Source organism: Palleronia sp. (genome assembly GCF_042089775.1).
Taxonomy (GTDB): Bacteria; Pseudomonadota; Alphaproteobacteria; order Rhodobacterales; family Rhodobacteraceae; genus Palleronia.
In genome coordinates, this window is the sequence record NZ_JBELKF010000002.1 from 1 (window position 1) to 13,370 (window position 13,370).

A 13,370-nucleotide genomic window follows, 5' to 3' on the forward strand; every position below is an offset into this window, starting at 1 on the left:
CCCCTCTTGTTCGAGGGCCGTGAATCATGCGGGCCGCACAGCCTCAACCTGATTAGTGGGTCCTGAGCCTACACAGACACCAAGCTCGAAGCAGTTTGAGCTAACTCGCGGCAGTGACAAGGTGGAAGCTACTGCAAGTTCCCAATCTCACCGCGATCGGTGCAAGAACCGATTAAATAAGGCCGCGCCCCTTGGGAGCGCGGCCTATGGATTATTGACTGAGGTGAACCGGGTGAGCCTCCAACCAGACGGAATGCGTCAACCGATGACCGCCCAGCCAACCCAGAATGATCCGAAGATCACTCGTTGCCGGTGGCAGACACGACGTCCACGGTCACGCCCGGACCCATGGTCGAGGACAGTGCCACCTGCTTCATGTAGGTGCCCTTGGCGCCGGTCGGCCGGGCCTTCGACACCGCGTCCACGAAAGCGCGGACGTTACGAATCAGGTCTTCATCCGAGAACGAAGCCTTGCCGATGCCGGCATGCACGACGCCCGCCTTCTCGGCGCGGAACTGGACCTGTCCGCCCTTGGCGGCCTCGACGGCCTCTTTCACGTCCATCGTCACCGTACCGACCTTGGGGTTCGGCATCAGGTTGCGCGGCCCCAGGATCTTGCCCAGACGACCGACGATCGGCATCATGTCCGGGGTCGCGATGCAGCGGTCGAAGTTGATCTGACCGTTCTGCACCTGCTCCATCAGGTCTTCGGCGCCGACGATGTCGGCCCCGGCGGCCTGCGCCTCATCGGCCTTGGCTCCGCGGGCAAACACGGCCACGCGAACAGTCTTGCCGGTGCCGGCGGGCAGCGTCACCGTGCCGCGGACCATCTGGTCGGCGTGGCGCGGATCGATGCCGAGGTTCATCGCGATTTCCACGGTCTCGTCAAATTTGGCGGTCGCGTTCGACTTGATGAGCGCGACGGCATCCTCCACCGTGATGTTCTCCTTGCCCTCGACCGAGGCGGTCTGGGCCTTCTGGCGTTTGGTCAGCTTGGCCATTACTTCACCTCGATGCCCATGGAGCGGGCGGAGCCCAGGATGATCTGCATCGCGTCCTCGATCGAGTTCGCATTCAGATCGCGCATCTTCGCCTCGGCGATCTCACGGACCTGCTTGGCGGTCACCTGACCGACGGTCTCGCGCGAGGGCGTCTTGGCGCCGGACTGCACGTTGGCGGCCTTCTTGAGGTAATAAGACGCGGGCGGCGTCTTGATTTCCATCGTGAAGGATTTGTCCTGGTAATAGGTGATCACGGTGGGGCAAGGCGCGCCCTGCTCCATGTCCTGCGTCTTGGCGTTGAAGGCCTTGCAGAATTCCATGATGTTGATGCCGCGCTGACCCAGCGCCGGGCCTACGGGCGGAGAGGGATTGGCCTGCCCCGCCTTCACCTGCAGCTTCATGCTGCCAATCTTCTTCTTGGCCATGTGTGGCCTCCTTTGACATTCGCGGCGGGGATCATCCCCACCCTACATGCGCCCGAAGGCGCGGATGCCGTGGTTCGCCCCGCCTTGACGGAAAGCTCCCACGTCGAACGCTCAGATCTCTTTCGAGACCTGAGTGTATTCCAGCTCGACCGGGGTCGCCCGGCCGAAGATCGAGACCGAGACCTTCAGGGTCTGGTTCCCCTCGTCCACGTCCTCGACGGTGCCGTCGAAGCCTTCGAACGGGCCATCGGTGACCTTCACCTTCTCGCCCGTCTCATAGCTGATCTCGATGCGCGGCGTCTCTTCGCCTTCCTGGACGCGGCCCAGGATCGCCTCAACCTCGGCGTCACGCATCGGCATCGGCCGACCCTGCGGCCCGAGGAAACCCGTCACCCGGTTGATCTGGCTGATCAGGTGGTAGCCCTGGTCCGACATTTCCATGTGCACGAGCACGTAGCCGGGCATGAAGCGCCGCTCGGTCGAGACCTTCTTGCCGCGACGCACCTCGATGACCTCTTCGGTCGGCACGAGCACCTCGTCGATCTGGTCCTCGAGGCCCTTCTCGGCGACCTCGGAGCGGATCTGTTCTGCGATCTTCTTTTCGAAGTTCGACAGCACGCTGACCGAATACCACCGCTTTGCCATCTGGCCTGACCTCATGCTTGCGTCACGACGCCCCAAACAAAAAAGCGGCGCGCAACCGCTTCGAAGCACGCCATGTCGGGGGAATTGCGCGCCTCATACCGGCAGGACGCGCGGATATCAAGCCCGCGCCGCATCTTGCGGCACGGCCCAAGGAGAATCAGCCGACCATCGTCAGCAGAAGCTCAAGCCCCTGACGGATAAGGAAGTCGACGAAAAAGAAGAACACCGCCGTCAGCGACGCCATGATAAAGACCATCACGGTGGTCAACAGCACTTCGCGGCGCGTCGGCCAGACCACCTTGGAGATCTCGGCGCGAGTCTGCTGGATGAACTGGAAGGGATTGGTCTTGGCGGCCATGGGGCGTCCTCCGGATCGGCTCTGCGCCAGATACGGAAGCATGGCGGCGGTTTCAAGCCGCCCAGATCGTGCTAACTGCCCCAGGCGGCAGAGAGACAGCGGAAGGGCGACGGCACCCAATTGCTCAACGACATCTTCGAATTTGACGATCTGCTCCTGCGCGCGCTCTTCATCCTGCCCGCAATCGTGGCCGGTTACCTTGCCACCACGACGTCGCGTACACCGCAAGGGGCCGTGGGCTGGATCGTCCTGATCCTGGCCTACCCCTTTGTCGGCGTCCCGGCCTACGCGCTCCTCGGGTGGGCCAACTACGCCAAATTCGCCGAACGCCGCCGCGCCTCGGACGCGCGGCTCGGCGAGGTCGATGCCACCCCCCGCGATGCGCCGGTCCCTGCCGATCGACTGGACGTCTTCTCTCGCCTGTCCGGCAACAAGATCGACGCGGGCTGCGATATGAAGCTTATGGTCGACGGCGAAGCGACCTTCGATGTGATCGAGGCCGTCATTCGAGAAGCCGAACACTACGTCCTGGTGCAATTCTACACCTTTGCAGATGACGAGATCGGTCGTCGGATCCAGGCCGCCTGCATCGAACGGGCCAAGGCCGGGGTCCAGGTGTTCTTCCTGCACGACGAGATGCCGCTTCTCGGGTTGCCCCGCCACTTCATGGCCGAGCTGCGTTCGGCGGGTATCCAGACCGCGAGGCCGAAGGGTCCGACCCGCGCGCTCGGCCCGTTCCAGCTGAACTATCGCAACCACCGCAAGCTCGTGGTGGCGGATGGCACCACCGCGCTCACCGGAGGGTTGAACTGCTCGAAAACCTATATCGGCAAGTCCAACTACGGCCCGTGGCGCGACACCTTCGCGCGCGTCGATGGCCCCGTCGTCGACCAGCTCGAGCGTAGCTTCGCCTCGGACTGGGCCTGGGCTACGGGGCACGACATCCGCCCGATACTTCGCCCCGCCCCCCGCGCGGGCGACATGCGAGCGGTCGCGGTCCCCATCGCGCCGACCGACACGCTCAATACCGGCAATCTTTATTTCATTGCCCTCGCGCAGCAGGCCCGCGAACGGCTTTGGATCGCGACACCCTACTTCGTTCCCGATTCCCAAGTCATGGCGGCGCTGCAACTGGCCGCCCTGAGGGGCGTGGATCTTAGGCTTCTGGTGCCTGACCGGCCGGATCATCGGCTGCCTTGGTGGGCGGCATTCTCGTATTTCGACGAACTGCGCGCGGCCGGCGGCGAGATCTATCGCTACACGCCGGCCTTCATGCACTCGAAGGTTGCGCTTGTGGACGACGACCTGTCGTCGGTCGGGTCCGTGAACCTTGATATCCGATCGGGTTTGCTGAACTTCGAACTGACGGTGATCGTTGAAAGCACCGAAGCCGCGGTTGAGGTAGAGGCCATGTTCCTGAAGGATTTCGAGAACTCCTATCGTCTCGAGACGTCCCTGTCCGATCAGCCTGCCTGGCGCCGGATCCTCGCGCGCATCGCCCGCCTGGCGGCTCCGCAGCTCTGATGGTGCGCGTCGTCTCGTATAACATCCGCAAGGCGGTCGGGCTCGACTGGCGGCGTGATCCGTTTCGCATCGCCCATGCCGTGCACGAAAGCGGCGCCGACATCATCGCCCTGCAAGAGGCTGACAAGCGCCTCGGACCCCGCCCCGCCGCCCTGCCGCGCGAGGCGATCGACGCGACGGGGCTGGCACCGGTGCTGACCGGCGACGGCCCGAGCCTCGGCTGGCACGGCAACGCCATTCTCGTTCGCCCCGACTGGCCCGCCGTGGTGGTCGATCGCCTGCACCTGCCGGGAATCGAGCCGCGCGGAGCCCTGCTCGTCCGGGTCGAGACGCCCGAGGGGCCGCTCACGCTCTGCGCGACGCATATGGGCCTTTTGCGGAGGAGCCGGCTGTTGCAGATGGCCGCGATCTCGGCCGCGCTGGAAGAGCATGGGCCCGGCGTCGTCATTGCCGGTGACATGAACGAATGGTCGCGCCGCATCGGGTTCGAGCCGTGGTCCGATGCGATGACGCTGCTCGATCCCGGGCCCAGCTTTCACGCTTCGCGGCCCGTGGCGCATCTTGACCGGTTTCTCCTTGGACCGGCGTGGCAGGCCGAGCGGTGCGGCGTTCTGCGCACGGCCCTTACCGCGCGCGCCTCGGATCACCTGCCCGTCTGGGCCGACCTCGTTGCCGCTCAGGCGAGCTGAAACGCCTCCTTCTCGATCCGCATGAACGCAGCGCCCAACGTGCCGACAGGTGCATAAAGTTCTGCCGTCTTGGCCGCCTCGAGATCCGTGAAGAACCGTCCGGCCCAAGGCTGGACGTGGGTCGCGAAGAAGTCCGCCTGCTTCTCCAGCGGCTGGGAAGCGCCGTAGTGACCCAGGATCTGCCCCGCCATCATCTCGAGCACCGACGAGATGTTGTCCTCGGGCTCGAACACGTTGTCGGCCCGCACGATTCCCAAGCTTGCCATGTCCGACCGCAGCCGGGCGAGCGGCTTGTCGTGCAGATTCCCGGTGAGATAGTAGCTTGCGTAAGGCAGCAGTTCGCCCCGCCCCAGCCCGATGAACAGTGCGTTGAACTCGCGCTCTGCTGCGGCGGCGTCGACGCCTGCCGCGACGCGCGAAAGGTCCGCGAGGGCGAGCCCCAGCTCGGTCTCGTCATCGCCCGCCAGCCCGCGGACCTGCGTCAGCAATGTCTCGGGAGGCGGTCCCGACAGGATCGCGGCGAGGAAGGCGTAAAGCTCGGCGCGGGCACTGTCTTCGGGCGCAATTTCGGCGGGTGGGGTCACGTGTCTTCCTCCTCAAATCGGAACGTCATGCGCCGGGGTCGCAGGGGCTGCTCGTCCAGGTCGGGCGCATGGTCTTCGATCGCCGGATCCTCGGGCGCCTCTTCGGCCGGCGCCTCCTCGCACTGCGTCTCGACCGCCGCGGGGGCAGGCCCGTCCGCTTCGGCCGGGAAGGTGTCGGCGAAACGGCGCACGGCGGTCCAGACCGGCCGGAGAGAGCGCGGCGCGAGGGGCGCATTGACGTAGTCCTCGTCGTAATCGTTCAGCCCATCCGGCAAAGACAGGCCGGGATGCCCGCGAAACAGGGCGCGCAGCGCGCGCTTGCGCAGGCGGCCCGGCACCTCTCGCGCCATGAAGCGTGCCGCATCCGCCGGCGTCAGCGTCTCGGGATCGGGCAAACCCAACATCTGCAGAAGGGTCTCATCGTCCACCTCCTCCAGCTCGGCTTCGGCGGCCTTGTGCTCTGCCTCATCCTCGCGGCGGGCAAGGTCATCCTCTTCGGCCGCGACGGAACGGCGGCGGCGGGACCAGAAGTCGTTGGCCTTGGGCATGGTCGGTCTCCTCACCTCCTTATGGTGGCGTTTCGAACCGCGACGCGAAACCCGCGGCCCGCGCATTTCCCGCGTCGTCGGCGAAAAAATCTCCTGCGCACGGAGATTTGCGACCGGCGGGGCTGGCCGCCCGTGGTCGGACGTCATAGCCTCTGCACGTTACGATTGCGAGAGGTTCCATGTCCGAGACTGTTCTACTGTGTGACTGCCTCGGCTCCCAGCGGGTCAACCGGGACGAGCTCGAGAAGGCGACCGGCCGGCGCTTTTCGCGGGCCCACACCTTCCTCTGCGGGCGCGAGATCGGCCATGCGGCGGAGGCGATGGCCGGTAGTCCGGTGACCGTCGCATGCCAGCAGGAGCGCGCGACGTTCGAAGCCCTGGCCGAAGAGATCGGCGCCGACGTACCCGACTTCGTCGACCTGCGCGACCGCGCGGGGTGGAGCGACGACCCTCGCGACGTGACGCCGAAACAGGCGGCGCTGCTGGCCGACGCCGCGATGCCCCGCCCGACCCCGCGCAGCATCGAAGTGGACAGCGAGGGGACCTGCCTCGTGATCGGCGCCTCGGACGTGGCGCTTCCGGCCGCCCGGCGACTGGCGGACACGCTCGCGGTGACCTGCCTGCTGACCGATGCCACCGCACCGCCCGAGACGCGCGTCTTCGACGTGATCCACGGCCGGCTTCGCAAGGCGACCGGAGCGCTCGGGCAATTTTCCGTCACCATCGACGGCTTCTCGCAACTCGTGCCCGGCGGCCGCGGCGGCTTCGACATGACGCCGCCCCGCGACGATGCGCAAAGCGAGTGCGACATCATCGTGGACCTGTCCGGCGACCGTCCCCTCTTTCCCGCCCACGAAAAGCGCGAGGGGTATCTGCGCGCCGATCCCGGCCGTCCGGACGCGGTTTTCGACGCCACCCTCACCGCACGCGACCTGACGGGGACGTTCGAGCAGCCTCTCTACATCCGCCTGCGAGAGGATCTCTGCGCCCATTCCCGTGCGCAGCACACCGGATGCACCCGCTGCCTCGACGCCTGCCCGACCGGCGCGATTACTCCGGACGGCGATCACGTGGCAGTCGATCCGCATATCTGCGCCGGCTGCGGGGCGTGCTCGTCGCTTTGCCCCTCGGGCGCAATCTCCTACGATGCGCCGTCGGTGGACGATACGATGCGGCGCGTCGCCACGCTCGCCCGCACCTACCGCGTGGCCGGCGGTATCATGCCCCGCCTTCTGGTCCATGACGACGGGTTCGGGCGCGAGATGATCGACCTGCTCGCCCGTCATGGTTCAGGGCTTCCGGCCGACGTGATCCCGCTTGCGCTGCCTGCGCTCGCCGCCTTCGGCCATGCCGAGGCGCTGTCGGCCCGGATCAGCGGCTTTGCCGACGTGTCGCTCCTTCTGTCGCCGATGTCGGACCGCGCCACGCTTGAACAAGAGGCCGCCCTTGCCGCCGCCATCGACGGCACCGTAGCGCTGCGCCTTCTGGACGTTACCGATCCCGATGCCCTGCCCGAGGCGCTCGGCCCTACGCCGGAAACGGCGCCCGAACCGATGCTCGCCATGGGCTCGCGTCGGCAGGTGGCGCGTATGGCTGCCAAGGCCCTCGCGCTCGAAGCGGTCACTCCGTTGCCCGACCACGCACCCTATGGCGCCGTGCTCGTCGACCGCGACGCCTGCACCCTCTGCCTGTCCTGCGTGCCGCTCTGCCCGTCGGGGGCTCTGTCGGACAATCCCGACAAGCCGCAGCTTCTGTTCACCGAGGATGCGTGCCTTCAATGCGGCCTTTGCGCCAACATCTGCCCTGAGGACGCCATCACGCTCGAGCCCCGGATGAACACGGCGGATGCAGCGCTGTCCCCGAGGGTCGTGCGCGAGGAAGAGCCGTTTCATTGCGTGGAATGCGACGCACCGTTCGGCGTGAAATCCACGATCGACCGCATCACCGAGAAGCTCGCCGGTCATCACGCCATGTTCGCCCGCCCCGAGGCGGTGCGACTGATCCAGATGTGTGACGACTGCCGCGTAAAAAGCCAGATGCACGACGGCATGCTCTCGGGGCCGCCACGGCCGGTCGCACGTACGTCTGCCGATTACGGTCAGCCAGCCGATGCGGTTGTCCTGCCCGAGCGGCGTAAGACCCGGCGCAAGGACTGAGGCACACAGTATTTCGGACAGGATCAAGCGCGGGGGCGTTGCCGTCCCCGCCCCGCAGGCATACCTCGGCAGATGACGAACCCGGAGAGTGCCATGACCGACGAATTCAACATGTCGATGCGGAAGTTCCTGAAGCAGGTCGGCGTGACCTCGCAGCAGGCGATCGAGGAAGCGATGCGCCAGGCCGGCACCGAGACCGAGGGCAAGAGCTATGACGCAAAGGTCGTGCTGACGATCCCGGAACTCGGCCTCGAACACGAAATTACCGGCACCATCAAGGGCCAGGGGACGGAATGAGTTTGACGAAAGAGGATATCGAAGCCGCGCTCGCCGGCGTGCAGGACCCCGCGACCGGCGGGGACATCGTCGCGGCGGGTCGGGTCAAGGCGCTGAATGTCGACGGTGATGCGGTGCGCTTCGTGCTAGAGGTGCCGGGCGACATGGCCAAGGGCTACGAGCGCACGCGCGCCGAGGCAGAGGCGCGGGTCAAGGCGCTTGGCGCGGCCAGCGTTTCGGCGGTGATGACCGCCCATTCCGACAAGGCACCGCCCGACCTGAAGGGCGCGAAGAAGCCGCAGCAGCCCCAGGGGCCGCAGAAAGTGCCCGGCGTGGATCGGGTCATCGCCGTGGCAAGCGGCAAGGGCGGCGTCGGCAAATCGACGGTCTCGGCCAACCTTGCCTGCGCTCTCGCGGCCGAGGGCCGGCGCGTCGGCCTGCTTGACGCCGACGTCTATGGCCCGTCGCAGCCGCGCATGCTGGGCGTCTCCGGTCGGCCGGCCTCACCTGACGGCAAGACGATCCTGCCCATGCGGAATCATGGCGTGACGATGATGTCGATCGGGCTCATGGTCGGCGAGGGCCAGGCCGTCGTGTGGCGCGGCCCGATGCTGATGGGCGCGCTTCAGCAGATGCTGCTGCAGGTGCAATGGGGCGCGCTCGACGTGCTGATCGTGGACCTGCCGCCCGGCACCGGCGATGTGACGCTGACACTCGCGCAGAAGACTCAGGTGGACGGTGCGATCGTCGTCTCGACCCCGCAGGACGTCGCGCTGCTCGACGCCCGCAAGGGGATCGACATGTTCCACCAGCTCAAGACGCCGATCATCGGCATGATCGAGAACATGAGCACGCATATCTGCTCGAACTGCGGCCATGAAGAGCACATCTTCGGCCACGGCGGCGTTGCGGCCGAGGCGGCAAAGCTGGGCGTCCCGCTGCTGGGCGAGATCCCACTCCACCTCGACATCCGCACCGCGGCCGACGGGGGGGCGCCCATCGTGGTGTCCAAGCCTGAAAGTGCGCAGGCCCAGGTGTTCCGCCAGATCGCGAGGGGCCTCGTCGAGGCCGGGCAGGCATGATGCGGCTGGCGCGCGCGGTGCATCTCGACGAGTCCGACACCCTCGTCTTCGCGCAGCCCGCACGGACCGGCGAGTGGTGCATTCCCGGCGGCTTCGCCTTTTCCGAATGGACGGAGGACCAGCTGGAGGGGAAGGCCCGGCAGGCCTTTGCGAACGGCTGGCTGGGGGTCGAGACGTTTGGCCGTGTCTCGCTGGTTGCCATCGCGCGTCTCGAAGAGACAGAACTTGACCACCTGGTCGAGAACCTTGCCGGGCACTTCGTGGAGGCCTACGGCGCACCAACCCTCGCTGCGGCGCGCCCCGTGGCGCGGGAGCAGCTGATGGATATGGTCGACCTCTGCGCCGACCACGATGACAACACGCTGCTGGCCGTCAGTCGTGAGCTGACCGAGGGCGGGGTGCGCGAAACCTTCCGCTCGATTCCGGCACCCGAAGCGGATCTGGGACAATTCGCCGTCCACGGCGACTGAACCGGCGAGCGGACGTTCATCTTTCATTCGTGGGCCCATTGCACCGACGCCCTCTGGGGAATTGTGGTGCAGGGGCGCAATGATGACGATGTTTCACGTGGTCCGGGTCGGACTGCGCGCTTCTGGCAGAGCCCAAGGAGGATGCCGACAAGGCACGTGTCGATTGGCTCGTTCTTTCAGGCGGAGTCCCTTGCGTCCGGTGGCGCAGCCGCCCCGCAACGAGTTCGAACGCTTTTTCGAAACACTCGTCATGCTGCCCGCGACGCCCAACTCGGATGGACAATCACACCGTCGCCGCTTGACACCCCGCGCGGGGGCGGATACGTCCGCCACCGGTACGGCGTGGTAGCTCAGCTGGTTAGAGCACAGCACTCATAATGCTGGGGTCGGCGGTTCAAGTCCGCCCCACGCTACCAAAACTTCCCCTTCTTCCCTTCGTCGGTGTTCGCAAGCATTTCGGCGCGAACCCGTGGCAGCGCGGTCGGGTGGTTGTCTTGCAACCAGACCACCATCTTTTCGCGGATTTCGCAGCGCAGGTCCCAGGCGCGGGGCGCGTTGCGGGCCGACATGAGCCCGCGCAGCTGGATCGTGTCAGAGGTGGTCTCGATCAGCTGCAGGGCGGACACTCCGCCATCCCAAAGCTCTGATTCGCGAAGGAAGTCGTCCAGCTTCACTCGCATCTCCGCCACCGGAGCGGTCCAGTCGAGGTGCCAGACCACCTGCCCGATGATGGTCGAGCTGTCGCGGGTCCAGTTCTGGAACGGCTTTTCGATGAAGTAGGTCAGCGGCACGACGAGGCGCCGGAGGTCCCAGATACGCACCACGATGTAGGTGGCGCGGATCTCTTCGATCCACCCCCATTCGCCCTCGACGATCACCACGTCGTTCAAACGGATCGGCTGCGTCATCGCGATCTGGATGCCCGCGATGAGATTGGCGAGGACCGGCCGGGCCGCGAAACCGATCGCCAGACCGGCGACACCGGCGGACGCAAAGAGCGAGACGCCATAGCTCCGCACGCTCTCGAACGTGGACAAGACCAGTCCGCCCGTCAGCAGGACGATCAGGATCTGAGCGACCTTCTGGATCACGCGAAGCTGCGTCGCGTGGCTGCGTGACAGGAAGTCCTCTTCTTCAAGCGAAGTGCGCGATAGCCCCCGCTCGATCAGGAAATTCACGAGGACCATCACCGTCCATCCTGCCGTCAGCAACAGGGCTGCGAGTGCGAAATGCTCGAGCGCCCGCTCGAACCGGGACGGAAGCTCGAGGATCGGTACGACCGCAATGAGCGTCAGGACCAGGAGGATCAGCCGCGTCGGTCGCCTTAGCTGTGCGGCCATCCGCCACGGCAAGCTGTCGCGCTGCGAGATCCACCGCTTGAGCGGCCGCCAGAGCAGCCCGTGGACGATCACGGTCGCCACAAGCGCAAGCACCAGAAGAGCGATCTGGCCCGCGCTGCTGTTCAGCATCTGATCGAGAGTCATTGCGATCGAGTCCCCTTCGTCTCCACGCGCAATGCGGCGGAGGGCCGACGAGTTCAAATACGAGGTCGCTGGATTTTCTCAACCGAAAGCGCGACACCTCTTCGGGCGCGCGACCTTCAGGCTGCGCCGTCAGCTCAGCGGCAGTGCCCCGCGGTTTCCCGGTCGTTGAGGCCGGTCGCCCGCAACAGGCAGCGCCGCTTGGCTTCGTAGTAGTAGCCCTTGGCATACCACGCGACTGCCTCGGCCTCGTCCCCGTCCGCGACGAGCCAGGCGCCTGCCAGGTAGCGGCCAGCGTATCTGAGGTTGGTCTCGGGATCGAGCAGCGCCTCTGGCGGGCCTTGGTGGCCCATCGTGCGTGCCGTCTGAGGACGGATCTGCATGAGGCCATAGTAGGGACCGTTCCGGGCGCCGGGCTGGTAATCGCTCTCGCGCTGGATGACGCGGTGCAAGAGGCTGCGCGGCATCTGGTAGCGGTCGGCCCACTCGTTGACCAGGGCGCGCATGCGCGGGGTCTCGCCGGGATAGAGTCCGGTCATGCGCCGGGTCGCCTCGGGGGCGGGCGCGGCACAGGCGGTGAGCAGCAGCAAAAGGACGAGCGGACGGATCATGAGGAATCTTGGCGCGAAGGCACGCGTTCGGCAAGCTGTAGCTTGAGAGCATTGGCGGAGTTCCGCCACGGCCCCCGCACACGCCTTTGCGAGCGCGCTTCCCGCGGCCCCGCCTATCGGATACAGGGGCGGCCATGGCTCAGAACCCCCCAAACCTTCGCCCGGACCTTGCAAACGCCCGGCTGACGCCCGATTTCGACGCTCAGGCCTCCGAGCGCCGGGCAGGACAGCCGACCATTGGCATGGTCTCGTTGGGTTGCCCCAAGGCGCTGGTCGACAGCGAGCGCATCCTCACCCGCCTCAGGGCCGAGGGCTACCAGATCTCGCCGCAATATGACGGCGCGGATGCGGTGATCGTGAACACCTGCGGCTTTCTAGACAGCGCCAAGGCCGAGAGCCTCGACGCGATCGGCGAGGCACTGCAAGCCAACGGCCGCGTCATCGTGACAGGCTGTCTCGGAGCCGAGGCCGACTACATTACCGGAGCGCACCCCAAGGTCCTCGCCGTGACCGGGCCGCACCAGTACGAGCAGGTGCTGGACGCCGTGCATGCGGCTGTGCCGCCCTCGCCCGATCCTTTCGTGGATCTGCTGCCGGCACGAGGGGTCAGCCTGACGCCCCGCCACTACAGCTATCTGAAGATCTCGGAGGGCTGTAACCACAAGTGCAAGTTCTGCATCATCCCCGACATGCGCGGCCGGCTGCAGTCGCGCCCGATGAAGGCGGTGCTGCGCGAGGCTGAAAAGCTGGTCGAGGCAGGGGTGAGCGAGCTCCTGGTCATCAGCCAGGACACCTCGGCCTACGGCACCGACTGGGCGGAGCGGCCCGAGAAGGCGCCGATTCTTGGCCTCGCGCGCGAGCTTGGGCAGCTCGGCGCGTGGGTGCGGATGCACTACGTCTATCCCTACCCGCACGTGCGCGAGCTGGTGCCGATCATGGCAGAGGGCGGCGTGCTGCCATATCTCGACATCCCGTTTCAACACGCCCACCCGGACGTCCTGAAGCGCATGGTCCGCCCCGCCGCCGCCGCCCGAACGCTGGACGAGATTGCGGCATGGCGCGCCGCCTGCCCCGATCTGACCCTGCGCTCGACCTTCATCGTGGGCTACCCGGGCGAGACCGAGGCCGAGTTCCAGACGCTTCTGGACTGGCTCGACGAGGCGCAGCTCGACCGGGTCGGCTGCTTCCAGTACGAGAACGTCTCGGGCGCGCGATCGAATGCCTTGCCCGACCACGTCCCCGCCGAGGTCAAGCAAGAACGGTGGGAGCGGTTCATGGAGAAGGCGCAGGGGATCTCCGAGGCGAAGCTGGCCGCGAAGGTCGGCACCCGCGTCGAGGCGATCGTCGACCTGGTCGAGGAGGACGCCGCCACCTGCCGCACCAAAGGCGACGCGCCCGAGATCGACGGGCACCTCTACGTGGATGAAGGGCACGAGGCGCTCAGCCCCGGCCAGATCGTCACCGTCGAGGTGGACGAGGCCGGCGAATACGACCTGTGGGGACGGCTGGTCAGCTAGGCC

General features: G+C 66.4%; 15 protein-coding genes and 1 tRNA gene. 8 read left to right on the forward strand and 8 right to left on the reverse strand.

The window, feature by feature from the left end; translation table 11 throughout:
- Nucleotides 1-299: 299 nt before the first annotated feature.
- From rplA to secE, 4 genes are all read right to left on the reverse strand, one after another.
- Complete coding sequence (gene rplA / locus ACFDS3_RS00820; RefSeq protein WP_375260434.1) at nt 300-1,001, reverse strand: 50S ribosomal protein L1; 702 nt, start codon at nt 999-1,001, stop codon at nt 300-302.
- The gene (rplK, locus tag ACFDS3_RS00825; protein WP_375260435.1) at nt 1,001-1,426 is read right to left on the reverse strand and encodes a 50S ribosomal protein L11; all 426 of its coding nucleotides are present in this window, start codon (nt 1,424-1,426) and stop codon (nt 1,001-1,003) included. Before rplK ends, rplA begins: the two co-directional genes overlap by 1 nt.
- A 111-nt stretch (nt 1,427-1,537) precedes the next feature.
- A complete protein-coding gene (nusG, locus tag ACFDS3_RS00830) occupies nt 1,538-2,071 on the reverse strand; it encodes a transcription termination/antitermination protein NusG (protein WP_375260436.1) in 534 nt (177 codons plus the stop codon).
- Between the two features lie 157 nt (nt 2,072-2,228).
- On the reverse strand, nt 2,229-2,429 hold the full coding sequence (gene secE / locus ACFDS3_RS00835) for a preprotein translocase subunit SecE (RefSeq protein ID WP_375260437.1): 201 nt from the start codon (nt 2,427-2,429) through the stop codon (nt 2,229-2,231).
- A gap of 120 nt (nt 2,430-2,549) precedes the next feature.
- Between secE and cls the strand changes: the two genes are divergently transcribed.
- Both cls and ACFDS3_RS00845 read left to right on the forward strand, forming a co-directional pair.
- A complete protein-coding gene (gene cls, locus ACFDS3_RS00840) occupies nt 2,550-3,953 on the forward strand; it encodes a cardiolipin synthase (RefSeq protein ID WP_375260438.1) in 1,404 nt (467 codons plus the stop codon).
- The gene (locus tag ACFDS3_RS00845; RefSeq protein ID WP_375260439.1) at nt 3,953-4,642 is read left to right on the forward strand and encodes an endonuclease/exonuclease/phosphatase family protein; all 690 of its coding nucleotides are present in this window, start codon (nt 3,953-3,955) and stop codon (nt 4,640-4,642) included. Before cls ends, ACFDS3_RS00845 begins: the two co-directional genes overlap by 1 nt.
- Here the strand turns inward: ACFDS3_RS00845 and ACFDS3_RS00850 are convergent.
- Both ACFDS3_RS00850 and ACFDS3_RS00855 read right to left on the reverse strand, forming a co-directional pair.
- A complete protein-coding gene (locus ACFDS3_RS00850; protein ID WP_375260440.1) occupies nt 4,630-5,226 on the reverse strand; it encodes a molecular chaperone in 597 nt (198 codons plus the stop codon). The genes ACFDS3_RS00845 and ACFDS3_RS00850 overlap by 13 nt on opposite strands.
- The gene (locus tag ACFDS3_RS00855; RefSeq protein ID WP_375260441.1) at nt 5,223-5,774 is read right to left on the reverse strand and encodes a DUF3306 domain-containing protein; all 552 of its coding nucleotides are present in this window, start codon (nt 5,772-5,774) and stop codon (nt 5,223-5,225) included. Before ACFDS3_RS00855 ends, ACFDS3_RS00850 begins: the two co-directional genes overlap by 4 nt.
- A 179-nt stretch (nt 5,775-5,953) precedes the next feature.
- On the opposite strand from ACFDS3_RS00855, the gene ACFDS3_RS00860 reads away from it, so the two are divergent.
- From ACFDS3_RS00860 to ACFDS3_RS00880, 5 genes are all read left to right on the forward strand, one after another.
- Nucleotides 5,954-7,930, forward strand: coding sequence for a 4Fe-4S binding protein (locus ACFDS3_RS00860; RefSeq protein ID WP_375260442.1), 1,977 nt, complete (start codon nt 5,954-5,956; stop codon nt 7,928-7,930).
- A 93-nt stretch (nt 7,931-8,023) separates the two neighbouring features.
- Nucleotides 8,024-8,227 carry a DUF6494 family protein gene (locus ACFDS3_RS00865; RefSeq protein WP_375260443.1) on the forward strand — a complete coding sequence of 68 codons (204 nt, stop codon included), beginning with the start codon at nt 8,024-8,026 and terminating at the stop codon, nt 8,225-8,227.
- Entirely contained in the window at nt 8,224-9,288 is a 1,065-nt protein-coding gene (apbC, locus tag ACFDS3_RS00870; protein WP_375260444.1) for an iron-sulfur cluster carrier protein ApbC, read from the forward strand. The genes ACFDS3_RS00865 and apbC overlap by 4 nt, the downstream gene beginning before the upstream one ends.
- Nucleotides 9,288-9,758: a DUF6505 family protein gene (locus ACFDS3_RS00875; RefSeq protein WP_375260554.1), complete on the forward strand. Its 471-nt coding sequence runs from the start codon at nt 9,288-9,290 to the stop codon at nt 9,756-9,758. The genes apbC and ACFDS3_RS00875 overlap by 1 nt, the downstream gene beginning before the upstream one ends.
- A 339-nt stretch (nt 9,759-10,097) precedes the next feature.
- Nucleotides 10,098-10,174 (forward strand) — tRNA-Met (locus tag ACFDS3_RS00880).
- Here the strand turns inward: ACFDS3_RS00880 and ACFDS3_RS00885 are convergent.
- Nucleotides 10,169-11,242: a mechanosensitive ion channel family protein gene (locus tag ACFDS3_RS00885; RefSeq protein ID WP_375260445.1), complete on the reverse strand. Its 1,074-nt coding sequence runs from the start codon at nt 11,240-11,242 to the stop codon at nt 10,169-10,171. The genes ACFDS3_RS00880 and ACFDS3_RS00885 overlap by 6 nt on opposite strands.
- 134 nt (nt 11,243-11,376) lie before the next feature.
- The gene (locus ACFDS3_RS00890; RefSeq protein ID WP_375260446.1) at nt 11,377-11,850 is read right to left on the reverse strand and encodes a transglycosylase SLT domain-containing protein; all 474 of its coding nucleotides are present in this window, start codon (nt 11,848-11,850) and stop codon (nt 11,377-11,379) included.
- A 134-nt stretch (nt 11,851-11,984) separates the two neighbouring features.
- Between ACFDS3_RS00890 and rimO the strand changes: the two genes are divergently transcribed.
- Nucleotides 11,985-13,367: a 30S ribosomal protein S12 methylthiotransferase RimO gene (rimO, locus tag ACFDS3_RS00895; protein ID WP_375260447.1), complete on the forward strand. Its 1,383-nt coding sequence runs from the start codon at nt 11,985-11,987 to the stop codon at nt 13,365-13,367.
- Nucleotides 13,368-13,370: the final 3 nt, after the last annotated feature.